Raw genomic sequence first — 25,128 nt, forward strand, 5'->3', positions numbered from 1 at the left:
GGCCTCATTCCGTCAAGGCCAGCGAGTACTGGCGGTATGCACTGTAAACCAGGCCGCACGCTCCGGTGAGCGCGGCCGGGATCAATATTGCGTGCTCCTGCATGCGCCCGAACAACAGCGCGCCAAAGGCGCTACCCAGCATGAAGGTCGTCGCCACCACAATGCACACGCGCAGGCGCAGCATGTCCACCGGCAGGCCCCGCAGTAAGTGCCCGAGGTAAATGCCCAGGTCGGTAAAGATCCCGGTCACATGCGTGGTTCGAATCAGCGCCCCGCTGTAGGCGCTGACCATGCCGTTCTGCAGGCCCATCGCGGCCGACGCCAGGTAGAGTCCCAGCGAGTCGGACGCATCCAGAAACGGCACGGCAGAGAAAAGCAGCAGCGACTCAAGCACCAGGGCGACGCCATAGCGCCTACCGAGCTTCAAAGTGCTTTGCTGGACGATCATGCCGCTGAGCATGGTGCCGAGCACGAATGCCCCGATGGCCAGCGCCCAGTGCAGTATCTCGCCGCCCTGTGCAGCGCCCAGCGCAATGCCCAGCAGACTGGTATTGCCGGTCATATTGCTGATGGACTCGTGGCGGAAACCGAGATAACCGACCGCATTGACCAAGCCGGCGATGAAGGCCAGCCCCCCTGTGCCAAACCAGGCCCAGCGTGGCAATTGGCGTAACCATGGCATGAATTCAAATCCTCCAGCGCAAGTCAGTATTGCTTCATAGTATCAAGTGATCGCCGCCCGATTCGCGCACGAGAAACGCCTGACGCAATTTCTGCCCGCCGCCTTGGCATCGTAGAGCGCCTCGTCGGCCATGCCGATGAGCGTCTGCGGGGTTACGCCGCTACCGCTGGCGCCAGCGACACCGATGCTGACCGTGACGAATTCGGTCGGGCCGCCGGAATGCTCGATCGCAAGATTCTCGATGCTTGCGCGGACCTGCTCGGCGATCGCGACCGCCTGCTCCAAGTCAGTCCCCTCGAGGATCGCGACGAACTCTTCGCCTCCGTACCGTGCGAAATGGTCTGTCGATCGCTGCAGCGTTTTGCGCGCGGCGTCGGTCACGCGCCTCAATACGTCGTCACCTGCCTGATGCCCATAGGTGTCGTTGTACGACTTGAATTTATCGAGATCGAAAAACAACAGAGATACTGGCGAACCCGTGCGCTTCGAGAGTGCGCAGGCCTTCTGCAACGACCGGTCGAAGGTGCCCCTGTTGTCCAGTCCCGTCAAAGAATCCAGATGCGCCTGGCGGCGCAGTTCGAGCTCGGACAGCCGACGCTGCCGCAGTTCGCGCGCGAACAGAAAAGCCGTGGGCATGACCAACAGGCCAAAAATCAGCCCCAGCAGAGACACAAGCAGGGAACGTTTTTTCCAGTCCGCGAGTATTTCGGTCTTCGCGGGAGCGATATCGACGATCATCGGGAGGTTCTGGAGCCGCCTGAAAACGTGCAGACGCTTTACGCCATCGACGGTGCTCGTTCCCCACAACGATCCGGATTGCTCGCGCAGCAACTTCTGGAAGACCGGACTGGAGCGGAAATTGCGCCCGACCTGGGCTAGATCGTAAGGCACTGTCGCCAGCAGACTGCCATCGGTCATGAGGATCGCAGCTATCCCGGATCGCTTCAGGTCGATGCCCTGGAGCAGCGCTCGGAAGTAATCGGCATTTATCGTGCCGATCACGACACCGGCGAAACTGCCATCGGGCGCGCCGACTCGGCGGCTGACGGTGATTTCATAGGCACCAGGGCGACGCCGGGAAAGATGCGGCGGACTCATCCAGAAATCGAGCCGCGGGTCTTGTTTGTGCACCAGGTAGGACTTGCGATCGGATAGATCGTCATTCGGCGAAGCGTCGGCGGCCGACGAATCGGCAACGACCCGTCCTTGCGCGTTCAGCAGAACGAGGGTGCCGAAGTACTGTGCAGTGGCTGAGTTGTCAAAGAGAACCGCATTGCGCAAGTCCGCGGGCAGGGACATTATTCTGGCGTTGTGAGCGCCATTGATCACCGCCTGCAACGACAAATTGTAGGAATTGAAGGAGCGTTCCAGGTCCCTGTCAATCGCCTGCAGCAAATTGCGCGAACTTTGTCTGGCCAGATAAATGGCGTCGACATAAGACTGATAGACGATCAAGCCGCAAAGGGCGACCACGCCTGCCCAGAGGGCTATCGCGCATGCGATCACCCCGCCGGGCGTGAGCATGCGCGCAATCAAGGCAAGCAGGAACTTTGCGGTTTTGTGAAGCATTTGCCCCTGGACCTCATGTTGACCAACTCTGGACTCTGGCCGGCTCAGGCTCGTCGCGCCGGCCCTGAAGGCTGCGCCAGGCTTCATAGATCAGGCCAGGATCATTGGCAGCCAGGCGCGCCGGATCCGACAACATGCGCCGCCAGCGGCGCGCGCCCGCCAGTCCGTTGACCAGGCCCAGCATGGGACGGACCATGATGCGCAAAGGCACGCCCGCAGCCACCTGGCGAGTGGCATAGGCGGTCATGGCATCGACCACCTGCGCATCCGATGGCAGGCGCACCGAAGGCCAGAGCCGCAAGGACATCTCGGACAGCACGCGCGGGGTATGCCAGGCGGCGCGGCCCAGCATCACGCCATCAAAGCCCGCACCGTCCTCCTGCGCTTGCAGCGCGTCGGCCAGGCCGCCGTTGAGCACGACCACGCAGTCGGGAAAATCCCGCTTGAGCTGCATGGCCAGGTCATAGCGCAACGGCGGAATGTCGCGGTTCTCCTTGGGCGAAAGGCCCTTGAGCACGGCGTTGCGAGCATGCACCACGAACACGCGGCAGCCTGCGTCGTAGATCTTGCCAACGAAATCGCGCACGAAACCGTAGGACTCATCGTAGTCCAGCCCCAGGCGATGCTTGACCGTGACAGGAATGTCGACGGCGTCCTGCATGGCCTTGACGCAATCGGCGACCAGTTCGGGTTCGGCCATCAGGCAGGCGCCGAAGGCGCCCTTTTGCACCCGTTCGGACGGACAGCCGCAGTTGAGGTTGATCTCATCGTAGCCCCATTGCCGGCCCAGTCTGGCCGACCTGGCCAGTGCGTCGGGTTCGCTGCCGCCCAGTTGCAGGGCCACGGGATGCTCGGCCTGATCGAAGTCCAGATGACGCGCGACATCGCCGTGCAACAGCGCGCCGGTAGTGATCATTTCGGTATAGAGCCGAGCGCGCGGCGCCAGCAGCCGATGGAAATAACGGCAGTGACGGTCGGTGACGTCGATCATGGGCGCAACGGTCAGGCGCCATGCGTCGGAAGCGGCAAGAAAGCTCATCGAAAAATTATCGCATTTTTTATGTCTTATATAAGATATAAGACTATTGTCATTACGGCGGCTTCCCTCTACAATGGCGGCCGATCATCATCTCTCCAACCCACTTTTTTACGCAGGCTCACCATGCTCGAAAAGTACCGCCAACATGTCGCCGAACGCGCTGCGCTGGGCATCCCTCCTCTGCCCCTGTCGGCCCAACAGACTGCAGACCTGATCGAACTGTTGAAGAACCCGCCCGCTGACGAGGCCGACAATCTGCTTGAGCTGCTGACGCACCGCGTGCCGGCCGGCGTGGACGAGGCCGCCAAGGTCAAGGCCTCCTATCTGGCCGCTGTAGCCCTGGGCAAGGAAAAGAATGCGCTGATCTCGCGCGCCAAGGCCACCGAGCTGCTGGGCACCATGCTGGGCGGCTACAACGTCTCGCCGCTGATCGAGCTGCTCGATGACAATGACGTGGGGACCATTGCCGCCAAGGGCCTGAAGACGACGCTGCTGATGTTCGACGCTTTTCACGACGTAAAGGAAAAGGCCGACAAGGGCAACGCCAACGCCCGCGCCGTGATTCAAAGCTGGGCCGATGCCGAATGGTTCACCAGCCGCCCTGAACTGGCCAAGAGCCTGACCATCACCGTATTCAAGGTACCCGGCGAAACCAATACCGACGACCTCTCGCCCGCGCCTGACGCGACGACCCGCCCCGACATTCCCCTGCATGCGCTGGCCATGCTCAAGAACAAGCGCGAAGGCACAGCCTTCCAGCCTGAAGAAGACGGCAAGCGCGGCCCGGTCCAGTTCATCGAAGACTTGAAGAAAAAAGGCCATCTTGTCGCTTACGTGGGCGACGTGGTCGGCACCGGTTCTTCGCGCAAATCGGCCACCAACTCGGTACTGTGGTTCACCGGCGAAGACATTCCCTTCGTGCCGAACAAGCGCTTCGGCGGCGTGTGCCTGGGCAGCAAGATCGCCCCGATCTTCTACAACACCATGGAAGATGCCGGCGCACTGCCCATTGAGCTGGACGTCTCCAAGATGGAAACCGGCGACGTGATCGAGCTGCGGCCTTACGAAGGCCGTGCGCTAAAGAACGGCGAAGTCATCGCCGAATTCCAGGTCAAGTCCGACGTGCTGTTCGACGAAGTACGCGCTGGCGGCCGCATCCCGCTGATCATCGGCCGCAGCCTGACCGCCAAGGCCCGCGAAGCCCTGGGCCTGCCGGCCTCGACCCTGTTCCGCCTACCGCACAACCCGAACGTCCAGGTCAAGGGCTACACCCTGGCACAGAAGATGGTCGGCCGCGCCTGCGGCCTGCCCGAAGGCAAGGGTGTGCTGCCCGGCAGCTACTGCGAACCGCGCATGGCCTCGGTCGGCAGCCAGGACACCACCGGCCCCATGACCCGCGACGAGCTAAAAGACCTGGCCTGCCTGGGCTTCTCGGCCGATCTGGTAATGCAGTCGTTCTGTCATACCGCAGCCTATCCCAAGCCCGTGGACGTCAAGACGCAGCACACCCTGCCCGAATTCATGAGCAATCGCGGCGGCATCTCGCTGCGTCCGGGCGACGGCGTGATCCACTCGTGGCTCAATCGCATGTTGCTGCCCGACACCGTGGGCACCGGCGCTGACTCGCACACGCGCTTTCCCATCGGCATCTCCTTCCCCGCGGGCTCGGGCCTGGTGGCCTTCGCTGCCGCCACGGGCGTGATGCCGCTGGACATGCCGGAATCGGTGCTGGTGCGCTTTTCGGGCAAAATGCAGCCCGGCGTAACTCTGCGCGACCTGGTCAACGCCATTCCGCTTTACGCCATCAAGCAGGGCCTCTTGACGGTGGCCAAACAGGGCAAAGAGAACATCTTCTCCGGCCGCATCCTGGAAATCGAAGGACTGCCCGACCTGAAGGTGGAACAGGCCTTCGAGTTGACCGACGCCTCGGCTGAGCGCTCGGCAGCCGGCTGCACGGTACGCCTGAACAAAGAACCCATCATCGAGTACATCAACAGCAACATCGTGATGCTCAAATGGCTCATCGCCAACGGTTATGAAGACGAGCGCTCGATCCGCCGCCGCATCAAGGCCATGCAAGCGTGGCTGGCCGATCCCAAGCTGCTCGAACCGGACGCCGGCGCCGAATACACCGCCGTGATCGACATCGACATGAACGAGATCACGGAACCCATCGTCGCCTGCCCCAACGACCCCGACGACGTGAAGACGCTGTCGGACGTGGCGGGCGCCAAGATCGACGAAGTGTTCATCGGCAGCTGCATGACCAACATCGGCCACTTCCGCGCGGCGTCCAAGCTGCTCGAAGGCAAGCGCGACATCCCGGTCAAGCTGTGGGTGGCCCCGCCCACCAAGATGGATGCCGCCCAGTTGACCGAGGAAGGCCACTACGGCGTGTTCGGTACCGCCGGCGCCCGCACCGAAATGCCGGGATGCTCGCTGTGCATGGGCAACCAGGCGCAGGTGCGCGAAGGCGCGACAGTGATGTCGACCTCGACCCGCAACTTCCCCAACCGCCTGGGCAAGAACACCAACGTATACCTGGGTTCGGCCGAACTGGCCGCGATCTGCTCGCGCCTGGGCAAGATTCCGACCAAGGAGCAATACCTGGCGGACATGGGCGTGATCAACCAGGACGGTTCGAAGATCTACCAATACCTGAACTTCGACCAGATCGCCGATTACAAGGATGTGGCCGACGCCGTCGACGCCTGATGCGCTCACAACCCGCCGCCGGCAGCAAGCCGGCAGCAATAAAAAACCCTGCGTGGCCTTGCCATTGCAGGGTTTTTTTATAGGTGCGCCGGGATCAGGCTGATATGGGCCGGGCCGGGGCTGTCTGCGCGAAACAGGCGCGGATTGCGCCTGAGGGTCCAGCGAGGCCGGCAACCCTTTTACAACGGTCATCGCTTGCTGTGTATGCCGCGCTCAAGCCGCGGGGCGCAGGACATACTTCAAGATGGTTTTTCTCAACTTCGAGACAAACTGCTCTTGAAAATGCACGCACACCCAAACGGCAAAAATAATGAAAGCGGCGTACCCGATCAAGCTGGGCGTGATATGGCCCGCCCTCGCCACCCATTCCTGCCAGTTCCCATGCCGATCCGCAGCCATGCTGCGCAGCAAAGGCTCGAGCGTGATCCACAGAGAAAAAAGCGGCACGTGCAGGGCAAAAATCGACAATGACGAAGCTCCCAGGCGCGGCAGATTGCGCTGTAGCCAAGCGGAACGGGGAGCCGGCAGCAATGCGCAGAGGTACAGCAACACCAATTGGGATGGCAACAAAAGGCCGTTGTGCAAAAGCGGCCACCAGATACGATCAGGACTCTGTGTGTAGAGCAAAGTAGCCGCGGCAACACAGCACAAAATAAACAAAGACAGCATCGCGCAGCGTACGGCTCCGGGACGGTATCCACGCTGCTGGTGAAAGCGGAAAAGGCTATAGCAAAGAATTCCGCACAGGAATTCAGGCAGGCGAAACGGAGGGAAACGCTGCAAAAGCCCCGTCCAGGGGACCCCCCAAAGCTGATTGGAAATTACATACAGCGGCGGCAGAAGATAGACAAAGCAGAGAGCCGCGATAGCCAGCTTGGTTTTTTTCACCTGCAGCAGCCTCAGTGCCGCGAAAGGAAAGATCAGATAGAAGAAAAACAGCGTGGACAGCGACCAAAGCGGGGCATTGAAGGTGAGATACAGGGGATTCCAGGCCTGCAGCATGAAAATCTGAAGCACGACGTTTAGCGCCAGCTCGCGATTGTTCATGTAATGCCTGTAAAGCTCCGGGTGCGTCTGCCCGGTTATGTCGTTGGTATCGTAAACGACAAAGCGCGGCGTGGCGCCGGGGCCGTCCGGCGGAATCGCAAGCCGATGCATCAGCAGCAATATCAGTACCGACGACACGAGCGCGACAATATGTATTGGATAAAGATTGCTGAAGCGCTTGAGCCAGAAGCTATTGGCCGGCTCGCGCATCTGATTGCCGTTGAAATACACGTGCGCCAGCAGGAAACCGGACAAGACAAAGAAAGTGCTGGTGGCGTAGAACCCCATGCTGACGATATCTTTCAGCCAGGGTGTGCGATCGAACTGCGGATAACGATGCGCAGTATGGTAGATCATGACAAAAATACCGAGCGAAAACCTCAGAAACTCCAGCCCGGAAAAATGGAGTTTGTTATACATCCGGCCTGTGGATGGAACCTGATTCATGGATTATTCGCGCAGTCTGTCGTGTTGCTGAATTTTAGGCCGAAGGCTCGCGCTCAAACGTGCCGGCAATAGCAACTTTGTATTTGATCTTTGCAGGCTGCGAACGGCACATAAAAAAGCCGGTGTCCACGACGCCGGCTTGCTATCGATCCGTTCAGGCTCCGCCTTGCGGGCAAAGGGAAGGAATCAGGCTTCGAATTCGCCTTCGTCTTCTTCGCCACGAGCCTGGCGCTCGGCATTCTTGACACCCGTATGGCGTACATCGGTGCCGCGCACCATGTAAATGACGCGCTCGGCCATGTTCTTGGCATGGTCGCCGATGCGTTCGAGCGCGCGGCAGATGAAGATCAGGTCGATGGCGTGCGAGATGGTGCGCGGATCTTCCATCATGTAGGTGATGAGATTGCGCAGCGCCGCCTTCCATTCGCGATCCACTTCCTTGTCGCTACGCACGACAACGGCAGCCTGTATCGGGTCCAGCCGGGCAAAGGCGTCGAGCATCTGGCGCAGCATGCTGGCGACCTTGTCGGTCATATGTCGCAACTCGACCAGCGGCGGATTGGGCTGGCCGCTTTCCTGCATGCGGCGCACAGCGATGGCGATCTTCTCGGCCTCGTCGCCGGAGCGCTCCATGTCGGTAAGCATCTTGGACACTGCCAGGAGCGTGCGCAGATCGATAGCGGTGGGCTGGTGGCGGGCCAGGAGCAGGCTGATGCGCTCGTCGATTTCGACTTCGCTGCGGTTGACCTCTTTTTCGCGCTCGCGCACCCTGTCGACCAGGGCCAGGTCGGACGTGGCCAGGGCCTCGACCGCCTCGTTGACCATGGCTTCGACCACGCCCCCCATGATCAGGAATTGCGAGCGGACGAATTCCAGGTCGTTGTCGAACTGCTTATTGGTGTGATCCGGCATGCGTGTTCCTTCGAGGGTGGGCGAGCCGGCTTGTGGCGGCAGACTCGGCAGCTTATGACGTTAATGTGACGAAATTATGAAGCAAGGCCATGCCTGGCGACTACGCTGCGGGGCGGTCCAGGCGGCGTATGCCGCTCTGCGTCGCCAGCAGGGCGACATCAGCGCCCGCTATGGCGAACAGGCCGCAGGTGACCACGCCTGCAAAATTGTTGATCCGGGCCTCCAGCGCGCAGGCGTCGGTGATCTGCAGACCGCTCACATCGAGAATGACGTTGCCGTTGTCGGTGACGAACCCTTCGCGCAGGTGCGGTTGGCCGCCCAACTGCGCAAGACGGCGCGCGACCGCCTCGCGGGCCATGGGGATGACCTCGACCGGCAGCGGAAACTTGCCCATGCGCTCGACCAGCTTGGATTCGTCGGCGATGCAGATAAAGCGTTCGGCCACGGAGGCGACGATCTTCTCGCGCGTAAGCGCGCCTCCGCCGCCCTTGATCATGTGCAGCCTGGCATCGATCTCGTCGGCGCCGTCGACATAGATCGGCATGGTGCCCACCTCGTTCAGGTTCAGGACTTTCAGCCCGTGGCCGGCAAGCCGCTGCGCGCTGCGCTCAGAGCTGGCGACGGTGGCGCCGATGCGGCCCTTGAAGCGTGCCAGGCCGTCGATGAAAAGATCGGCGGTGGAACCGGTCCCCACGCCGATGACCACATCGGGAGCCGCGACGGCGTCGACGAATTCCAAGGCCGCATCGGCGGCTTGCTGTTTGAGTTGCTGTTGGCTGAGCATGGGGGCTGGGTGCTGCACCGGCGTTTAAAACCGGGATTTTAGCGGGTTCCCGCCCCGGCCCTTGCGACTAAGCCCGAACCTCCTGCCGCTGAAAAACGGCATAGGCCACCGTGAACAACACGATGACGCCCGCGATAAGGCCGACCGCCTGCGCCCAGACGATCTGCAGGCTTTGCCCTAGCGCCAGGGGCGCCCCCATGATCGCGCCTTCGAGCTGGCTCAGGAACACGGGCCCCAGCGTGCGCGTGGACGGACTGAGCACGACGATCATCGCTTCATTGAAAAGCTCGCCGGGAGAAAGGCGCTGCAGCGCCTGGGCCCATTCCAGAGTCGCCAGGCTGGACTGGCCCAGCCCATCCGGCGGCGCGATGGCCTGCGCAAGCGCGCCGGCCAGCATGGGCCACAACAGCGCCAGGAACAGCCACAGGCCCAATGCCACCAAGGCCGACGTCGCCGCCGAGCGAAACAGCACCGAGAACAGCATGGCGACTGCGAGCCACACCCCCGCGTACATCAGCGCGATAAAGAGAAAGACGAGCGAACGAAGAATCTCCTGGCCGCTGGGAGGCACACCCAGCAGCAGCAGCCCGGCCCCCATGACCAGCAGCCACAGGCACAGCAGGCTGACTGCCAGCGTACCCAGGCCAGCCAGAAACTTGCCCATCAGCAGGGCATCCCGGTAAATGGGTTGCGCCAAAATGCGGCTCATGGTGCGCCGGCTATATTCGCCGTTGATTGCGTCAAAGCCCAGGCCTATGGCCAGAAGCGGAATCAGGAATCCCAGCAATGCGGCGAACGAGGGCATGGCCCCCTGCGAAGTCGTGAACAGATGAAGAAATATGAAGGGATCCTGGGACGTGTTCGTACGCACGCGTCGGAACACGCCATACAGCGAGGCGGCAGCGGTCAGCACGATCAGCCATTCCAGCGTACGCATGCGTGCGCTGGAAAAGTGATCCGCCATCTCCTTGGTTGCCACCACGCCCAGCCCCGCCCAGGGGGAACCTTTACGCTGCTGCATGAGCTGTCTCCTCCTGCGCCGCCGCTTCCTGGTTGCGAAAGAAATGGTTGTAGATGGCGTCCAGACTCGGTTGCTCCACCGAAAGCTGGACGAGATTGCCGCCGGCCTGTACCACGGCTCGCGCAGCCTGGGCCCGCACGTCGCCCTGCGCCAGCAGTCGGTAACGGTCTGGCGCCAGCATGGTCACCGACTGCACGCCCGGCACGACAGACAAGTGACGCTCAAGGTCCTCACCGCTGGCCTGCACTTCGACGGCAAAGCCCCCGCCGAGCACCTGTCTGGCCAGCTCCGGCACATTGCCCATCAATTCAATGCGCCCCTTGCGGAACAAAGCTACCCGGTCGCAGATGCGCTGCATGTGATCGAGCAGATGCGAAGACAGCAGCACCGTCACCCCGTCCTTTTTAAGCGAACGGATCAGTTCGAGGAATTCCTCGGTGGATTGCGGGTCCAGTCCCGACGTGGGTTCGTCCAGGATGGCCACGCGCGCCTGCTTGACCAGAATCTCGGCCAACCCCAGTCGCTGGCGCATGCCGCGCGAGAAGGTGCCGACGCGTCTGTCGGCCACATCGGTCAGGCGCATGCGCGCCAACGCATTATCGATGCGCCGCTGACGCTCGGCTGCGCCCAGTCCCAGCAGCCGCGCGATGTAGGCCAGGTTGGCGCGAGCGCTCATGTCGTCGTAGAAACCCACCGCGTCGGGCAGGTAGCCCAGGTTGCGCTTGACCGCCAAGGGATCGCGCTGCGGGTCCAGGCCCAGTACACGCACGCTGCCCGAACTTATGTTGGTCAGCCCCAGCAGCATGAGGATGGTCGTCGTCTTGCCCGCCCCATTGGGGCCGAGCAGCCCGAATATCTCGCCTGCGCCGACGTCGAAACCGATGCCGTGGACAGCGGTCGCCGAACCGTAGCGCTTGGTCAGATTCCGGGCCTCTATAACGGGCTCGTTCATCGCCGTCCAAACCTCGCAACAACACCGACCAGGATCAGGATGGCGATGGCAATGATGGCAATGCCGATGACGCCCCAGGTGCTGGATGTGGTGACCGAAATACGGAAATCGCTCGATGCCGATTGCGCGCCAGACTGTGCGCTCAGCGTGGCCATGTAATCGCCGGACAGCGAATGGGGCGAGGGCGTTATGTGCGCCTGCACCTGGGCTTGATGCCCCGGCTCGATATCGGCGATGGACTTGGGATCGAAGGTCACGCTCCAACCCTCGGGTGCGCTGCCGCTCAGTTGCACGTCACGGGCCGCCGCGCCGCCCGTATTGCTCACGAGGATCGGAATGGTCGAGCTCTGGCCGGACTGGGCGCTCGCGCTCAGGATGCCCTCGCGGCCTGCGATGTGCAGGTCGGGCTGGCCCGTGATCTGCATCTGCAGCGCCGTGCCGGCGCTCAGGCCGTCGGCCGCCGCGGTCACGCCGATGGGATAGTTGCCCGGCTTGACGTCCGAAGGCGCACGCACGCTCAGCTTGATGTCCTTGCTCTTGCCCGCCTTGATGGGCACCGAATTGACCTGCTGATCGCCATACGCCTGGGTGAAGGTGGGTTCGAAGCCGTCGGGTAGTTTCGCGGCCAGGCTCACGATCTGATTTTTACCGCTGTCGTTCTTGACGGTGAACTCGTAATCGAACGAGGATTGCGCGGTACCGGTAAGCGAAGGCAGCGAGGGCTGCAGCGTAAGCTTGGCCGGCAGCTCCTTGGCCGGCGTGACGGCCAGCGGCAGGCTGATCTGCTGGCCATTGCCCTGCGCCAGCACCGTCAGCGTATGCTCCTGCGTGCCAGCGTCGGCGGGCACCTTCAATTTCAATTGCAGCGTGACGCTGTCGTCGGGCGTAGGCATGGCCGCGGCCACCGGCTGTCCACCGCCCAGCAGCGTAGCCGTCCAGCCGTGCGGCACGCCTTGCACGCTCAGCGACAAGCGCGCCGGCGGCAAGCCGTAGTCGCGCAGTTGCATGGAGATACGGGAGGTGGCGCCGGCCTGGGCGGTGATGGCCGGGTAATCGGTCGTGAGATACAGACCTTTGATGTCATGGTTTTTTTGGGCATGTGCCGCAGCAGCGCCCAAAGTCATCGCGGCCGTGGCCAGAAGGGTTAGCAGTTTCTTGCGCATATCCGTCGTCGTTGAAATGGATTGCAGGCTCATGGGTCGACCATGCTTGCCGGCGCTCCGGGGTCAATAACAAATGGACGCGTCCACGCGATCTGTGCCGCGCTCTTACCCCCGCACTGTTATGCGTCGCTAGAGCTTAGAAGCCTGACCACTTCGATTTGGTTCCACCAACGCGGTGGTGTTTATTTCAGGCAGTTTCATCGTCTGCCGGGTCGTCGCCGTCCAGCAGATTCACCGCATCCCCGTCAGGCAGAGCCTCGACCTCGCGCAGGTTGCGCAGCATGGCCCGGGTGCGGACCTCCGTCTGGCCTATTTTGTTGCTGGCCTGATCCAGGCTCTTCTTGACGCTGGCCAGCGATTCGCCGAACTTGCCGAACTCGGTCTTGACGGCGCGTAGCACCTGCCAGACTTCAGAAGAACGCTGTTCGATGGCCAGGGTGCGAAAACCCATTTGCAGGCTGTTGAGCATGGCGGCCAGATTCGACGGGCCGGCTATGCTCACGCGCAGGGACTGCAGCTTGTCGGACAGACCCGGTACGCGCAGTACCTCGGCATATAGTCCTTCGGTGGGCAGAAACATAATGGCGAAGTCGGTGGTGTGCGGCGGGGCCACGTATTTTGTGATGCTCCGGGCCTGGACTTCGACCGCGCGTGCGAGCCCGGCCGACGCGGCGCGGGCCGCATCGGTATCGCCCGCTTCCTGCGCATCAAGCAGGCGCTCATATTCCTCCTTGGGGAACTTGGCGTCGATGGGCAGCCAGACCGGCTCGCCCTCTTCACCCCGGCCCGGCAGCCGAATGGCAAACTCGACGATGGCATCGCTGCCCGGCACAGGCTTGACATTGCGACCGTACTGCTCGGGCGTCATGGTGTCTTCGATCAGACGCGCCAACTGGACCTCGCCCCAGGTGCCGCGCGACTTGACGTTGGTCAGCACACGTTTGAGGTCCCCTACTCCGGCAGCCAGGCTCTGCATCTCGCCCAGGCCCTTATGCACGGCTTCCAGGCGCTCGGAGACCAGGCGGAAGGATTCGCCCAGCCGCTGCTCCAGCGTGGCGTGCAGCTTCTCGTCGACAGTGCGCTGCATGGCTTCCAGACGCTGGCCGTTATCGGCCTGCAGCGCCTTCAGGCGTTCATCCACGGTCTGGCGCACCTCGCCCATGCGGCGATCGTTGAGCTCGACCAGTCCCTGCAGTCGCTCGCCGAGCTGAGTGGCGAAACGGCCCAGGGCATCGTTGTGTTCGGCACGCGCCTCGCGGGCATCACGGGTGAGCGCCGTGCGCAGGTCTTCGTGGCTTTGCGTCAGGCCGGTTCCCAGAACGCGCATGGCCTCGGTCAGTTCGGCGCGCAGGCCGCGCTGGCTTTGCGCCAGCTCATTGCGCGTGTCGCGCTGACTGCTGGCCAGCTCTTCGCGCATGCCGCGCTCGGAACGTTCGAGGGCGTCGAGCAGGGCGCGCTGCCCGCCGGCGCCGTGACGGCCGCGCAGCGCAAGATACAGACTCGCGATGAAGGCCAGCACCGCAGCCAAGGCGGCGACCCAATGCAATATTTCATCCATCACAAAATCGTACCCTGAATATCGACCAGAACGTAGTCGCGCCCCTGCTGCTGCCCGCGGCGCATGGGATTGCGCGTGCTGCAGGTGGCATATTCGGGATCGACATAGCGGTAGAACAGGTGTTCGTCGCGACCGGCCGGGATGCCCAGCCTGGGGGCATTGAGCAGCCGCCCGGGACTCGCACCCACATTCTGGACATAAAGGCGGGCCGGATCGAAGCCCTGCGCATCCCAGTCGGCGACTTTCAGGTTCAGCGAACGGCACAGCAGCGCCTGGCCGGCGCACAGTTTTCGGGGATCGCGCGGATTGCCCTGCGCATCGGGATTTAGTTCCTGCATGCGCGCCAGCGACCTGGGGCCGGACACCTCATCCAGCCACGGGAGGGCAGACTTGATCAGCACCGCATTGCCGGGCCCCGCCGCGCTGAAATTGAGCGAATCGCCCCCCTGCGAGTGATACATGTAGATCGTGCCACCGTCCATGAACAGGGCGCGACGCTTGCGGGTATAGCCCAGCGCCGCATGGCTGCCCTTCTCGTCCAGGTAATAGGCCTCGGTCTCGATGATGCGGGCCGACAGCCACAAGCGGCCCAGCTTGCGGCGTATGACCTTGCCGATCAGTTCGCGCGCCAGCTGGCAGGCGTCGCGATTGAAGAAGGAATCGGGGAGCGCCGTCATAGGAGGGGGTTTATGCGGTTTGAGTTCTTGATCCAAAAAAAGGCCTCAAGGAATTGGGAATTTTTTATCAAAATCAAGCATTTTCCCCCACACAGCGACTTCGGCAATCAAACACCCGCTTGCAGTCCAGGTCGCGTAACTGTCGACTCCTGGAAAAGCTGTTTGAAATACTCTCGGAATGCCCTCATGACAGGCGTCATTTCCACATCACGCGCCCACGCCAGTCCCACGTCCATGGCAGGAACGGAGTCCCTCAGATTGATGGTTTCCAGGCGCTTCCCTTCCAGGGACCAAGGGCGATAGACCATGTCCGACAGGATCGTCACGCCCAAGCCATTGGCCACAGAGCTACGAACCGCCTCCACTGAACTGGTACGCAAGCGAATGATCGGCTGGAAAGGCGTACGACTCCAGTACCGCAGCGTAGTAGCCGCCGCTTCATCCACCGTCAGCATGATGTAGGGCTGCTGCGCCACATCAGCCATAGTCACCTGGGCCTTTTCCAGCAGCGGATGACGCGCGGGCACCCATAGGCGGCGCTGCGAACCGAAAAAGGTCTCCAACGATAGGTCCTGCATCTTGACGTTGGAAGTAAGCAGCACGCCCATGTCGTAGCGCCGCGTGATCAAACCCTCTTCGATCCCTTCGCGCGCTACCTCGTGCACCTTGACCTCGATTCCGGGATGCAATTGGCCGAATCGATGCAGGTGGTGCGGCAGGAAGTAGCCCAGCACCGTATAGGTCGCGGCAATGGTCAGCGTGCCCGAGACATCGGCCTGGGCATCGACCATATGTTCAGCCTCGAGCGCAGCGGACTGGACCGTGTAGGCATGGCTGAGAAAACGCCTGCCGGCAGGCGTGAGTTCGACACCATACGGCAGGCGGATCAGCAACGGCTGTCCCACCATTTCCTCGAGATCTCGGATTGCCGTCGTAACAGCGGACTGGGAGATATTAAGTTGCAAGGCTGCATGCGAAATACGGCCTGTCTCGGCCACCACGACGAAGTACCTGACTTGGCGCAGCGTCAGTCGCATATCCCCTCCTATCCATTTATTTTCAGAAAGCAGGATATGAGCGAACGCGTTTTTTATCAATTGAACAGGGGAAAACCCCATATTTGATAAATATCACATACAAAAAACAGATACCGAGAATATAAAAATAATTCTTTTCACTGATCCGCCAGATCCTTAGTCTTGTCGACATCTCGTATCGGCTACTACTTGGCAAGGAAGGCGCATGAAAACTCGTATCGACCTCAATTCCGACATGGGCGAAGGCTTCGGTCACTGGATCATCGGCGATGGGGTCGACGAGCAACTTATGCCACTGATCACCTCGGCCAATATCGCGACCGGATTTCATGCCGGCGATCCGAACATCATGCACAAGATGGTCATGCTCGCCAAACAGCACAAGGTCGGTATCGGTGCGCATCCGGGGTTTCACGACCTAGTCGGATTCGGCCGCCGCCACATCACGGCCTCGGCGGAGGAACTGTGCAACGACATCGTCTACCAGCTGGGCGCATTGCGTGAATTCACGCGCCTGGTCGGCGCACCGCTGCAGCATGTCAAACCGCACGGGGCGCTCTACATGCATGCCTACCGCGACGAAGCGCTGTCGCGCGCATTTGTCCAAGCAATCCACACCATCGAGCCTTCGCTGATCGTTTTCTGTATGCCTGGATCGAGCACCTATAGAGTCTGCCAAGAAATCGGCCAGCCAGTGGTGCGCGAGTTCTACGGCGACCGTGACTACGATAAGACAGGCGCCATCGTACTGGTGCGCCACATGAACGCTCTGGATCCGGACGCCGTCGCCGACAAGGTACTTCGCGCCTGCATGGATGGCGTGGTCCAGACCATCGACGGCGAAGAGATAGCCGTGGATTTTGATTCCATCTGCATCCACAGCGACACGCCAGGCGCTCTGGCATTGATCCAGACGACGCGCAAAAAACTGGAAGCCAACGGCATCCGAATCACCCATGTCACGGAATTGATTTAAGGAGCAACACATGGCCCGACAAGAAGTCTATAGCCCTCTTCCCGGCATGTTCTACCGTCGCCCCTCGCCCGATGCCGGACCTTTCAAGCAAGAAGGCGACACGGTCGCCGTAGGCGATGTGATCGGCCTGGTCGAAGTCATGAAGCAGTTCAGCGAAATTACCACCGAGGTTGCAGGCACGCTCATCAAGTTCACCGTGGAAGACACCGCACCTGTCGATCCGGGTCAAGTAATTGCCATTATCGAAGGCTGATACGCACCCATGCCACACTTCAACAGACTGCTGATCGCCAACCGTGGCGAAATCGCAGTGCGCATCATCCGCGCCGCCAAGGAGCTTGGCATCCATACTATCGCCGTCTACAGCGATGCCGACGTCTCCAGCCTGGCGGTGAAACTCGCGGACGAATCCGTTCACATCGGACCGGCCCACGCGACCAAGAGCTACCTCAATGTCGACGCATTGATGGATGCCATGCACAAGACCGGCGCGCAAGCCGTGCACCCCGGCTACGGTTTCCTGTCCGAAAATGCCGACTTCGCCCAACGCATCGAAGACGCCGGCCTGGTGTTCGTCGGCCCCACCCCCGAGGCGATCCGCACCATGGGCGACAAGGCGAGCGCCCGCGCCGCGGCGCAGGCCGCTGGCGTGCCGACCGTCCCTGGCAGCGACGGCGTGCTGTCAAGCCCCGAGCAAGCCGTTCAGGTGGCTGAAGGCATCGGCTATCCCATCATGATCAAGGCCACGGCGGGCGGCGGCGGACGAGGCATTCGCGTAGCCCACAACCAGGAAGAACTCGTCCAGCAATTCATTACCGCCTCGGCGGAAGCCAAATCGGCCTTCGGCAATGGATCGCTCTACCTGGAGCGCTATATCCGCCGGGCACGCCACATCGAAGTGCAAATTCTAGGGGACGGCGACAATGTGGTGCACTGCTTCGAGCGCGAGTGCTCGTTGCAACGCCGGCGCCAGAAAGTCTGGGAGGAAGCGCCTTCCCCCGTACTCGACGACGCAACCCGTCAGTCGCTATGTCAGTCGGCATTAAAACTGGCGCAAACCGTCCACTACCGGGGCGCCGGGACCTTGGAATACCTGTATGACGATGAGACCGGCGATTATTTTTTCATCGAGATGAATACTCGCATCCAAGTCGAGCACCCCGTGACCGAGATGATCACGGGCATCGACCTGGTCAAGACCATGCTCCGTGTCGCCCGTGGCGAGCCCCTGCCCTTCAAGCAGGAGGACATCGTCCTGCGTGGAGCGGCCATCGAAGTGCGCATCAACGCCGAGAATGCCGCCAAGGGTTTCATGCCCAGCCCCGGCAAGATTGGCAAATTGATGTTGCCGGGCGGCCCTGGTGTTCGCTTCGATACCCTGCTCATGCCCGACTATGCCGTCCCGGCGTACTACGACTCGCTGCTCGGCAAGCTGATTGTTCACGACGATACACGCAAGGATGCGCTCAGCCGCCTGCGCCGCGCGCTGGACGAACTGGTCGTGGAAGGCGTTTTCACCACCCTTGCACTGCACCGGAAATTGGCTACCGACCCGGATGTGATTGCGGCGAACTTCCACACCAGTTTTCTGGAAACCTGGCTGATCGACAACCCCATTATCAATCCTGCCGTGGAGGCTGCCCCATGAGCACCCGCATCACTCTGCCGGCCAAGGCTCGCTATTCTTTCGGCGGCGACGAGCACATCTTCGTCGAGTTGAGCGAAGAGATGTCCTTGGAAGCCTTCTTCAAGGGAATTTCGATGTGCGCCGAGCTGCAGCGCCGCCAGATGCCGGGCGTGGCGGAAATTTGCCCGGCCAATTCCGCCATTCTGGTCAAGTACGACCCGGATGTCATCGCTCCCGACGCCATGCTGGAAACCTTGAAAAACATCGAGGCGAACCTGGGCGGCGATTCCATGGAACTGGATACCCGCATCATTGAAATCCCGGTGTACTACAACGACCCCTGGACCAATGAGACCCAGCTACGTTTTCGCGACCGCCACCAGGATCCCTCCAGCACCGACCTGCAATACGCCGCGCGTATCAACGGCTACGAATCAGTCGAAACCTTCATCCAAGCTCATGCCGGTTCGCCCTGGTTCGTATCGATGATCGGTTTCGTCGCCGGCCTGCCCTGGCTGTACCAGATGGTCGAACGGGACAGGCAGATCGAAGCCCCCAAGTATGTCCGTCCGCGCACCGACACGCCCAAGCACACGATAGGCTACGGAGGCTGCTTCAGCTGCCTCTATGCGGTGCGCGGCGCCGGCGGCTACCAGATGTTCGGTATCACCCCGACGCCGATCTACGACCCGAAGCAAGCCCTGCCCTACTTCAAGGAGAACAGGGTCTTCCTGAAGCCGGGTGACATCGTCAAATGGAAGAGCATCGATCGCGCCGAGTACGACCGCATAAGCGGCGAAGTCGATGCCGGCACCTATGAAGGGCCGAAAGTGCGCCAGGTGACGTTCTCGCTGAAAGACTTTTTGCCCAACCCCCAAGCCTACAACACGCAGTTGCTGGAGTTGCTCTATGGCAATTGAAATCCTCAAACCCGGCCTGGCCACCTCCATCCAGGACTCGGGCCGTCCCGGCTACTACCACTTGGGCATTCCCATGTCAGGGGCCATGGACCAGGAAAGCTATCTGGTCGCCAACCTATTGGTCGGAAACGATGAAAAAGCAGCTGTCATCGAATGCACCTTGCTGGCTCCCGAGATGCAATTGCACCAGGACGCACTTATCGCCATCACCGGCGCGCCGGCGGAACCCAAGATCAACGGCGAGGCCGTCCCGATGAACACATCCATCGCCGTGCGCAGCGGCGACAAGCTCAGCTTCGGTTTCATGAGGACGGGCGTGCGCAGCTATGTCGCCGTGGCCGGCGGGATCGACGTTCCCCTCATCCTGGGCAGCCGTTCCACCTATGCGTTGGGCGCGTTCGGCGGGTTCGAAGGCCGCAAGCTGCAAGCCGGCGATGTAGTACCCATCGGGGCGCCCTCGCCTGCCGCCAAGGCAGGCCGCAGCATCGACCCCGGACTACTACCCAGATTCGACAGGGAAGTGACACTGCGCATGATGCCCGGCCTGTACTTCCATCGATTGAAACCTGAATCGGCCGAAACGTTTTTCAGCGATACCTGGACCGTCGCGCCGGAGGCCGACCGCATCGCCTACCGCTACAAGGCAGGCCAGCCGCTCAAGTATATAGACCGCACGCCGCCATTCGGTGCCGGCAGCGATCCTTCCAACATCGTCGACTCCGGCTACCCCTATGGCTCCATACAAGTGCCCAGCGGCCTGGAACCCATCATCGTGCATCGGGATGCCGTATCGGGTGGTGGCTACGGAGTGATCGGAACCGTCATCAGCGCCGACATGAACCTGATTGCGCAAATGCAACCCAATAACAAGGCGCATTTCCTGCGCGTGGACATGCATCAAGCCCTGCAAGCCAGGAGGCTGCACAAACAACATCTGGCCAGAATCCGACAAGCCTTGTCTGGCTGACGCTTCGGACTTTCCCCGATGTACGCAAACTGGCAAATCGAAGTGCGCACACAAGCGTATATCCACGCGGCAAGGCATTGTCTCCCGCCCCCCGCCATATAACCCGTATCGACGAATTGTTTAAGGCGCTTATTCCCATGAGTAGGAAGCCATATAGAAAAACCCACTCCACAATGCGCGTCTCGTCAACGTGGACATCAAGCCGGGCGATCGAAGGCGCGGCGTAAGCAAAACCTCGAGCGCATGCGCCAGGCGCTCAGGTCATAAATCCTGATCCATAACCAACTGGGGAACAAAGACCATGGATATAAACCTTACCGGTAGCAACAAGGATGTCGAAGCGACGGACGCGCTCGCCAGGCAGGGCAACGATGAAGACCAGATGAGCCGAGGCTCCCTTGCCATGGCCTGGTACGGCACGGCAAGCGCATTCTTCTTCGTCTACATCGGTGCTGCCATGGCCTCGGCTTATGGCTCCGTGAATGCGATTATCGGCATCGTGCTGACTATCTTCTGCTATGGTGCGATTAATGCCGCGCTGTCGAAGTACGCCATCAACAACCGGACCACCGTCGCACAGTTTTCGCGCACGATCCTGGGTACTACCGGCTCATCCATTGCGACCATCATCTTCGCGCTCACCGCCATCTACTACGCCGTTTTCGAAGGTTCCATCGTCGCTTACGCATTCATGGCGGCATTTGGCGGGCCAAAGTGGCTATGGAGTCTGATTGTCGTCATCTACTCGACCCCTCTTATCATCGGCGGCGTGCGTCGCTTCCTCGACAAACTCAACGGCTGGCTAATGCCGCTTTACTTCTTTGGGCTTATCGCGGCTGTTATCTGGGCTGGCTCCAAATACGGTTTTAGCAACGCGTGGTTAACGCATGCCCCGTCAGTCGAGCTTCCGTTCGTCAAAGGCGGCCCCGGTTGGCTGGCCACGTTTGCAGGGTACATGGGCGTGTGGGTCATGATGATGTTCACGATGGATTTCTCCGCCCTGGGCAAACGGCAGGACATCAAATTTCATCAGCGCTACACCTTCGGCTCCGTTTTCTATGTTCTGGCCTACGGCTTTGCCGCATTCGTCGGCATTTTTCTCACCTTCACCATTCCCGGCATCCAGGTTTCAGAAACGGGCCTGGCTGGCGGCATTGTTTCGCTGATGGGCCTGCTTGGTCTGATTGTCATCATCGCATCCCAAACCCGCATCAATACCGCGAACTATTATCTGGGCGCCTCCAATCTACGGGCATTCGGCGAGCGCATGCTGCGGCTTCATATGCCAAATGTCGTGTGGGTGCTGATATCTTCCATCATCATCTTCCTGATCATGCTTCTGCCCATCGTGCAGTACATCCTGCTTGCGCTCGCCTGGCAGGGCGTCCTGGTGACGGCCTGGGTCGCCATTGCCCTGACCCATGTGCTGCTTGACGACGGACGAAACCAGGAACATGCCGCTATTGGCGACAAGCATTACCGTGCATTCAACAGCAACGGCCTTATTTCCTGGGTGGTTGGCACGGTAGTTGGCATCGCTATGCTGCAGCTCAGCACGATAGACCCGTCGCTTGCCGGGGTCGGATCCACTTGGGGGCCTATCTTCACCGCAGTGTCGTCCACGGTCATCTACGCCCTGCTCTGGAAGGCGCGTCCATCTCGCCGCACTGGCCTCATCGCAACCGTCAGGCCGTAGACGTTATTCAGAACTGACGAGTTGCGTTGCCTTCGCAGGTTCTGGCCGCACGATGCGGCGCCAACGTACTGCAAGATACTGCAAGTCGATCGGATCGCGCCGGGGCCTGGGGGCTGCGGCACGACCCGATCGACGTTTCATTACTCAATTCAGCAAACGCCATCAGGCAAAACGCTCGCCATAGCGTTTCTCTGAAAATCCCACAGTGACCTCACCGTTCCCAGTTACCGTAACTGGCCGGCGCACCAGCGCCGGATAATCGGCGATGAGCTTGATCCATTGCGCATCGGTGGAAGCGGCCCGCCGCTCTTGCGGCAAGGCACGCCATGTCATCGAGGTGCGGTTGACCAGCTTTTCCCAGCCGCCGACCCTGCCGGCCCAGGCCTTGAGCGTGGCCGCGGACACCGGCTCGTCGCGGTAGTCGACGAACGTGTGGGCGACGCCGTGCGCGTCCAGCCATTCGCGGGCCTTGATACAGGTGCCACATTTGGCCAGACCGTAAAGCGTGGTTTTGTTCATGATGCCGAACTCTCCTTGCGCCATTGCAGGCGGTTGGCCACGACCACGAAAACACCCACGGTCAGGATGAAAATCGTGGCCAGGGCGTTGATTTCGGGCTTCAGGCCTAATCGCACGCGCGAGAACACCTCCATGGGCAGCGTGGACGCCCCCGGCCCGGACAGAAATGAGGAGGTCACCACGTCATCGAGCGACAGCGTGAACGACAGCAGCCAGCCCGATGCCAGCGAAGGCGCGATGAGCGGCAAAGTGATCGCGAAGAAGACCTTGAGCGGCGGCGCGCCAAGGTCAAGCGCCGCCTCTTCGATCGAGCGATCCAGATCGCGCACGCGCGCCTGAATGATAACCGCCACGTAGGACATGCAGAGGATGACATGCCCGACCCAAATGGTGAAGCTGCCGTTTTCGGCGGGCCAGCCCAGCGCGCTGCGCATCTCGACGAACATCAGCAACAGCGAGATGCCCAGCACGACCTCGGGAATGACCAACGGTGCGCTCAGCATGCCTACATAAAGTGCAAAACCGCGAAAACGCCCCATGCGCGCGAGCACATAGCCGGCCCAGGTGCCGACGACCGTGGCTGCCGTGGCTGCAAGCAGCGCGATCTTGAAGGACAGCAGCGCCGCCGACAGCAGCGTGTCGTCGTGCAGCAGGGAGATATACCAGCGCAGCGAGAACCCGCTCCAGGAGGTCAGCACCGCCGATGCGTTGAACGAAAACACCACCAGGCAGACGATGGGCAGATAAAGGAATCCGTAGCCCAGCGTCAGGGCCAGCAGGCGCAAGGTCTTGTTGGGACCATTCATCGTCCCGCCTCCCGCTGCTGGTTGCGGACCTCATAGTGCTGGAACAGGGCCAAAGGCACCAGCAGCAGCAAGACCATCACGATGGTCACCGCAGAAGCCATGGGCCAGTCGGCGTTGTTGAAGAATTCGTTCCACATCACGCGGCCCATCATCAGCGTGTTGGCGCCCCCCAGCATTTCGGGAATGACGTACTCGCCCACGCAAGGTATGAACACCAGCATGGCCCCCGAGATCACCCCGGGCATGGACAGGGGCAACGTGATGCGCCAGAAAGCGTTCCAGGGCCGAGCGCCCAGGTCATAGGCCGCTTCCAGCAAGCGCAGGTCCATCTTCACCAGGTTGGCATAGAGTGGCAGTATGAAGAACGGAAGATAGGCGTAGATCATGCCGATGTAAACGGCAAGATCGGTACGATAGATTTCGATGGGCGAATGGGTCAGGCCCAGTGTCATCAACAGCTGATTGAGCAGTCCGTCGTTGCGCAGGATGCCCACCCAGGCATAGACGCGCAGCAGCTGGGACGTCCAGAATGGCAGGATCACGCCCAGCAGCAGCAGCTTGCGCGTCCTGGGGGATGACCTCGCCACGTAATACGCCACCGGATAGCCTATCAGGATGCACCAGATCGTGGTGACCGCAGCCATCTTGATCGAATTGAGATAGGTGGCGGCGTATAGGCTGTCGGAGAACAGCATGGCATAGCCGCGCCAATGCAGATCGAGCTTGGCGATGCCGTCTTCAAGATGTATGAGCGGCGTGTAGGGCGGAATGCCGAACCTCAGATCAGCGAAACTGATCTTGAGTACCAGCAGGAATGGCACCAGCAGGAAAGCCACCATCCACGCATAGGGCGGCAGGATGGCCAGCGTGCGTCCCGACGGCTTCAAGCGCGAGAGCGCGGTCTTCATGCTGCCAGCACCGTGGCGCTATCGGCATCCCAGCTGACATAGGCCTCGTCGCCGATTCCGGGCGCATCCATGCGGACGAGCGTCAGGCTGGGCACGCTGGCCTGGACCATCTTGCCCGAATCCAGGCGTACCTGATAGAGCGCGTAGCCCCCCATCCATGCCATGTGGCTGACGATGCCGCGCGACCAGTTGTAGTCGCCCGGGGGATGCCCGCGTGCAACCACCACGCGCTCGGGCCTTATCGATACGGCCACCTCCATGCCCAGCGGCTCGCTCACGCCATGGCTGACATAAAGGCGCCGCGACAGATCCGTGGACTCGATGGCGACATGATCGGGCTCGTCGATGACGATCGAGCCCTCAAACAGATTGGTCGTGCCGATGAACCCGGCCACGAACCGCGAATTGGGAAAATTGTAGACATCTTGCGGCGTGCCGCACTGCACGATCTGGCCTTCGGTCATGACGGCCAGGCGGCGCGCCATCGTCATGGCTTCCTCCTGGTCGTGGGTGACCAGAATGCAGGTCACCCCAACCTGCTCGACGATCTTGACCAGTTCGATCTGCGTCTTCTGGCGGATCTGTTTGTCCAGCGCCGACATGGGTTCGTCGAGCAGCAGCAGCTTGGGCCGCTTGACCAGGCTGCGCGCCAGGGCCACGCGCTGCTGCTGACCGCCCGAAAGCTGGTGCGGCTTGCGGCGTGTATAGCCAGCCATCTGAACCAAGGTCAGCGCCTCGAAAACACGGTCGTGGATTTCGGCCTTGGGCACCCCCTCCTGCTTCAAGCCAAAGGCCACGTTGGCCTCGACCGTCATGTGCGGAAAGAGCGCATAGGACTGGAACATCATGTTGACCGGCCGCTGGTAGGGCGGCACACGGGTGATGTCCTGGCCATCAAGCAGGATGCGACCGGAGGTGGGCTGCTCGAAACCGGCAAGCATGCGCAGGAGCGTCGACTTGCCGCTGCCCGAGCTGCCCAGGAGCGCGAATATCTCGTTGCGGGCGACCGAGAGATCGACCGAACTGACGGCGACCGTGTCGCCGAAGATCTTGACGACCTGCTCGATCTTGACGAATTCGTCGGGACCCGGGATGGAGGCACTCAT

23 protein-coding genes are annotated in these 25,128 nt (G+C 61.2%); 7 read left to right on the top strand and 16 right to left on the bottom strand.

Annotation, left to right across the window (positions count from 1 at the left end; genetic code table 11):
• Positions 1-4 precede the first annotated feature (4 nt).
• From H143_RS0116765 to dusA, 3 genes are read right to left on the bottom strand one after another with little or no spacing between them, the layout of a single operon-like run.
• On the bottom strand, positions 5-682 hold the full coding sequence (locus tag H143_RS0116765) for a YoaK family protein (protein ID WP_033365562.1): 678 nt from the start codon (positions 680-682) through the stop codon (positions 5-7).
• 42 nt (positions 683-724) lie between these two features.
• Positions 725-2,206 (bottom strand): GGDEF domain-containing protein, encoded by a 1,482-nt coding sequence (locus H143_RS0116770; protein ID WP_196801324.1) that lies wholly within the window; start codon positions 2,204-2,206, stop codon positions 725-727.
• A 58-nt stretch (positions 2,207-2,264) separates the two neighbouring features.
• A complete protein-coding gene (gene dusA / locus H143_RS0116775; RefSeq protein ID WP_019939419.1) occupies positions 2,265-3,290 on the bottom strand; it encodes a tRNA dihydrouridine(20/20a) synthase DusA in 1,026 nt (341 codons plus the stop codon).
• A gap of 123 nt (positions 3,291-3,413) precedes the next feature.
• Between dusA and acnB the strand changes: the two genes are divergently transcribed.
• Positions 3,414-6,005 (top strand): bifunctional aconitate hydratase 2/2-methylisocitrate dehydratase, encoded by a 2,592-nt coding sequence (gene acnB, locus H143_RS0116780; RefSeq protein WP_019939420.1) that lies wholly within the window; start codon positions 3,414-3,416, stop codon positions 6,003-6,005.
• Between the two features lie 213 nt (positions 6,006-6,218).
• On the opposite strand, the gene H143_RS0116785 is transcribed toward acnB, so the two are convergent.
• From H143_RS0116785 to H143_RS0116825, 9 genes are all read right to left on the bottom strand, one after another.
• Entirely contained in the window at positions 6,219-7,499 is a 1,281-nt protein-coding gene (locus tag H143_RS0116785) for an acyltransferase (RefSeq protein ID WP_196801325.1), read from the bottom strand.
• A gap of 186 nt (positions 7,500-7,685) precedes the next feature.
• A complete protein-coding gene (gene phoU, locus H143_RS0116790) occupies positions 7,686-8,411 on the bottom strand; it encodes a phosphate signaling complex protein PhoU (RefSeq protein ID WP_019939422.1) in 726 nt (241 codons plus the stop codon).
• Positions 8,412-8,511: 100 nt separating this feature from the next.
• Positions 8,512-9,195: a ribose-5-phosphate isomerase RpiA gene (rpiA, locus tag H143_RS0116795; protein ID WP_019939423.1), complete on the bottom strand. Its 684-nt coding sequence runs from the start codon at positions 9,193-9,195 to the stop codon at positions 8,512-8,514.
• Positions 9,196-9,262: 67 nt separating this feature from the next.
• Positions 9,263-10,216 (bottom strand): ABC transporter permease, encoded by a 954-nt coding sequence (locus H143_RS0116800; RefSeq protein WP_019939424.1) that lies wholly within the window; start codon positions 10,214-10,216, stop codon positions 9,263-9,265.
• Positions 10,203-11,168 (bottom strand): ABC transporter ATP-binding protein, encoded by a 966-nt coding sequence (locus tag H143_RS0116805; RefSeq protein WP_019939425.1) that lies wholly within the window; start codon positions 11,166-11,168, stop codon positions 10,203-10,205. The genes H143_RS0116800 and H143_RS0116805 overlap by 14 nt, the downstream gene beginning before the upstream one ends.
• The gene (locus H143_RS0116810) at positions 11,165-12,364 is read right to left on the bottom strand and encodes an NEW3 domain-containing protein (RefSeq protein WP_019939426.1); all 1,200 of its coding nucleotides are present in this window, start codon (positions 12,362-12,364) and stop codon (positions 11,165-11,167) included. The genes H143_RS0116805 and H143_RS0116810 overlap by 4 nt, the downstream gene beginning before the upstream one ends.
• A 154-nt stretch (positions 12,365-12,518) precedes the next feature.
• Positions 12,519-13,889 carry a DNA recombination protein RmuC gene (rmuC, locus tag H143_RS0116815; RefSeq protein WP_019939427.1) on the bottom strand — a complete coding sequence of 457 codons (1,371 nt, stop codon included), beginning with the start codon at positions 13,887-13,889 and terminating at the stop codon, positions 12,519-12,521.
• Entirely contained in the window at positions 13,889-14,566 is a 678-nt protein-coding gene (locus tag H143_RS0116820; protein WP_019939428.1) for a DNA-3-methyladenine glycosylase, read from the bottom strand. Before H143_RS0116820 ends, rmuC begins: the two co-directional genes overlap by 1 nt.
• 107 nt (positions 14,567-14,673) lie before the next feature.
• Complete coding sequence (locus H143_RS0116825) at positions 14,674-15,603, bottom strand: LysR family transcriptional regulator (protein WP_019939429.1); 930 nt, start codon at positions 15,601-15,603, stop codon at positions 14,674-14,676.
• Between the two features lie 205 nt (positions 15,604-15,808).
• Here H143_RS0116825 and H143_RS0116830 point away from each other — a divergent pair, with 205 nt between their 5' ends.
• From H143_RS0116830 to H143_RS0116855, 6 genes are all read left to right on the top strand, one after another.
• Entirely contained in the window at positions 15,809-16,579 is a 771-nt protein-coding gene (locus H143_RS0116830) for a 5-oxoprolinase subunit PxpA (RefSeq protein WP_019939430.1), read from the top strand.
• 10 nt (positions 16,580-16,589) lie between these two features.
• Positions 16,590-16,832 carry an acetyl-CoA carboxylase gene (locus H143_RS0116835; protein WP_019939431.1) on the top strand — a complete coding sequence of 81 codons (243 nt, stop codon included), beginning with the start codon at positions 16,590-16,592 and terminating at the stop codon, positions 16,830-16,832.
• Between the two features lie 9 nt (positions 16,833-16,841).
• The gene (locus tag H143_RS0116840) at positions 16,842-18,227 is read left to right on the top strand and encodes an acetyl-CoA carboxylase biotin carboxylase subunit (protein ID WP_019939432.1); all 1,386 of its coding nucleotides are present in this window, start codon (positions 16,842-16,844) and stop codon (positions 18,225-18,227) included.
• Complete coding sequence (locus H143_RS0116845; protein WP_019939433.1) at positions 18,224-19,126, top strand: allophanate hydrolase subunit 1; 903 nt, start codon at positions 18,224-18,226, stop codon at positions 19,124-19,126. The genes H143_RS0116840 and H143_RS0116845 overlap by 4 nt, the downstream gene beginning before the upstream one ends.
• Complete coding sequence (locus H143_RS0116850) at positions 19,116-20,093, top strand: biotin-dependent carboxyltransferase family protein (protein WP_019939434.1); 978 nt, start codon at positions 19,116-19,118, stop codon at positions 20,091-20,093. Before H143_RS0116845 ends, H143_RS0116850 begins: the two co-directional genes overlap by 11 nt.
• 301 nt (positions 20,094-20,394) lie before the next feature.
• Complete coding sequence (locus tag H143_RS0116855) at positions 20,395-21,789, top strand: cytosine permease (RefSeq protein WP_019939435.1); 1,395 nt, start codon at positions 20,395-20,397, stop codon at positions 21,787-21,789.
• A 162-nt stretch (positions 21,790-21,951) separates the two neighbouring features.
• Here the strand turns inward: H143_RS0116855 and H143_RS0116860 are convergent, their stop codons facing one another.
• The 4 genes from H143_RS0116860 to H143_RS0116875 are packed head-to-tail and all read right to left on the bottom strand — an operon-like array spanning position 21,952 to position 25,128.
• Positions 21,952-22,308, bottom strand: a complete 357-nt coding sequence (locus tag H143_RS0116860; protein WP_019939436.1) for a Spx/MgsR family RNA polymerase-binding regulatory protein — start codon at positions 22,306-22,308, stop codon at positions 21,952-21,954.
• Positions 22,305-23,114, bottom strand: coding sequence for an ABC transporter permease subunit (locus H143_RS0116865; RefSeq protein ID WP_019939437.1), 810 nt, complete (start codon positions 23,112-23,114; stop codon positions 22,305-22,307). Before H143_RS0116865 ends, H143_RS0116860 begins: the two co-directional genes overlap by 4 nt.
• Positions 23,111-24,022, bottom strand: coding sequence for an ABC transporter permease (locus H143_RS0116870; protein WP_019939438.1), 912 nt, complete (start codon positions 24,020-24,022; stop codon positions 23,111-23,113). The genes H143_RS0116865 and H143_RS0116870 overlap by 4 nt, the downstream gene beginning before the upstream one ends.
• The gene (locus H143_RS0116875) at positions 24,019-25,128 is read right to left on the bottom strand and encodes an ABC transporter ATP-binding protein (RefSeq protein WP_019939439.1); all 1,110 of its coding nucleotides are present in this window, start codon (positions 25,126-25,128) and stop codon (positions 24,019-24,021) included. The genes H143_RS0116870 and H143_RS0116875 overlap by 4 nt, the downstream gene beginning before the upstream one ends.

Origin of the sequence: Bordetella sp. FB-8, assembly GCF_000382185.1 — a bacterium.
Taxonomy (GTDB): Bacteria; Pseudomonadota; Gammaproteobacteria; order Burkholderiales; family Burkholderiaceae_B; genus Bordetella.

What these genes read in the sequence shown, in the direction of transcription:
- H143_RS0116840 (WP_019939432.1), top strand. Translation starts at nt 16,842, where the DNA reads ATGCCACACTTCAACAGACTGCTGATCGCCAACCGTGGCGAAATCGCA.
- H143_RS0116845 (WP_019939433.1), top strand. Translation starts at nt 18,224, where the DNA reads ATGAGCACCCGCATCACTCTGCCGGCCAAGGCTCGCTATTCTTTCGGC.
- H143_RS0116875 (WP_019939439.1), bottom strand. Translation starts at nt 25,128, where the DNA reads ATGAGTGCCTCCATCCCGGGTCCCGACGAATTCGTCAAGATCGAGCAG.
- phoU (WP_019939422.1), bottom strand. Translation starts at nt 8,411, where the DNA reads ATGCCGGATCACACCAATAAGCAGTTCGACAACGACCTGGAATTCGTC.
- acnB (WP_019939420.1), top strand. Translation starts at nt 3,414, where the DNA reads ATGCTCGAAAAGTACCGCCAACATGTCGCCGAACGCGCTGCGCTGGGC.
- dusA (WP_019939419.1), bottom strand. Translation starts at nt 3,290, where the DNA reads ATGAGCTTTCTTGCCGCTTCCGACGCATGGCGCCTGACCGTTGCGCCC.
- H143_RS0116850 (WP_019939434.1), top strand. Translation starts at nt 19,116, where the DNA reads ATGGCAATTGAAATCCTCAAACCCGGCCTGGCCACCTCCATCCAGGAC.
- H143_RS0116805 (WP_019939425.1), bottom strand. Translation starts at nt 11,168, where the DNA reads ATGAACGAGCCCGTTATAGAGGCCCGGAATCTGACCAAGCGCTACGGT.
- H143_RS0116860 (WP_019939436.1), bottom strand. Translation starts at nt 22,308, where the DNA reads ATGAACAAAACCACGCTTTACGGTCTGGCCAAATGTGGCACCTGTATC.
- H143_RS0116765 (WP_033365562.1), bottom strand. Translation starts at nt 682, where the DNA reads ATGCCATGGTTACGCCAATTGCCACGCTGGGCCTGGTTTGGCACAGGG.
- H143_RS0116835 (WP_019939431.1), top strand. Translation starts at nt 16,590, where the DNA reads ATGGCCCGACAAGAAGTCTATAGCCCTCTTCCCGGCATGTTCTACCGT.
- rpiA (WP_019939423.1), bottom strand. Translation starts at nt 9,195, where the DNA reads ATGCTCAGCCAACAGCAACTCAAACAGCAAGCCGCCGATGCGGCCTTG.
- H143_RS0116820 (WP_019939428.1), bottom strand. Translation starts at nt 14,566, where the DNA reads ATGACGGCGCTCCCCGATTCCTTCTTCAATCGCGACGCCTGCCAGCTG.
- H143_RS0116785 (WP_196801325.1), bottom strand. Translation starts at nt 7,499, where the DNA reads ATGAATCAGGTTCCATCCACAGGCCGGATGTATAACAAACTCCATTTT.
- H143_RS0116830 (WP_019939430.1), top strand. Translation starts at nt 15,809, where the DNA reads ATGAAAACTCGTATCGACCTCAATTCCGACATGGGCGAAGGCTTCGGT.
- H143_RS0116855 (WP_019939435.1), top strand. Translation starts at nt 20,395, where the DNA reads ATGGATATAAACCTTACCGGTAGCAACAAGGATGTCGAAGCGACGGAC.
- H143_RS0116870 (WP_019939438.1), bottom strand. Translation starts at nt 24,022, where the DNA reads ATGAAGACCGCGCTCTCGCGCTTGAAGCCGTCGGGACGCACGCTGGCC.
- H143_RS0116810 (WP_019939426.1), bottom strand. Translation starts at nt 12,364, where the DNA reads ATGAGCCTGCAATCCATTTCAACGACGACGGATATGCGCAAGAAACTG.
- H143_RS0116800 (WP_019939424.1), bottom strand. Translation starts at nt 10,216, where the DNA reads ATGCAGCAGCGTAAAGGTTCCCCCTGGGCGGGGCTGGGCGTGGTGGCA.
- H143_RS0116865 (WP_019939437.1), bottom strand. Translation starts at nt 23,114, where the DNA reads ATGAATGGTCCCAACAAGACCTTGCGCCTGCTGGCCCTGACGCTGGGC.
- rmuC (WP_019939427.1), bottom strand. Translation starts at nt 13,889, where the DNA reads ATGGATGAAATATTGCATTGGGTCGCCGCCTTGGCTGCGGTGCTGGCC.
- H143_RS0116825 (WP_019939429.1), bottom strand. Translation starts at nt 15,603, where the DNA reads ATGCGACTGACGCTGCGCCAAGTCAGGTACTTCGTCGTGGTGGCCGAG.
- H143_RS0116770 (WP_196801324.1), bottom strand. Translation starts at nt 2,206, where the DNA reads ATGCTCACGCCCGGCGGGGTGATCGCATGCGCGATAGCCCTCTGGGCA.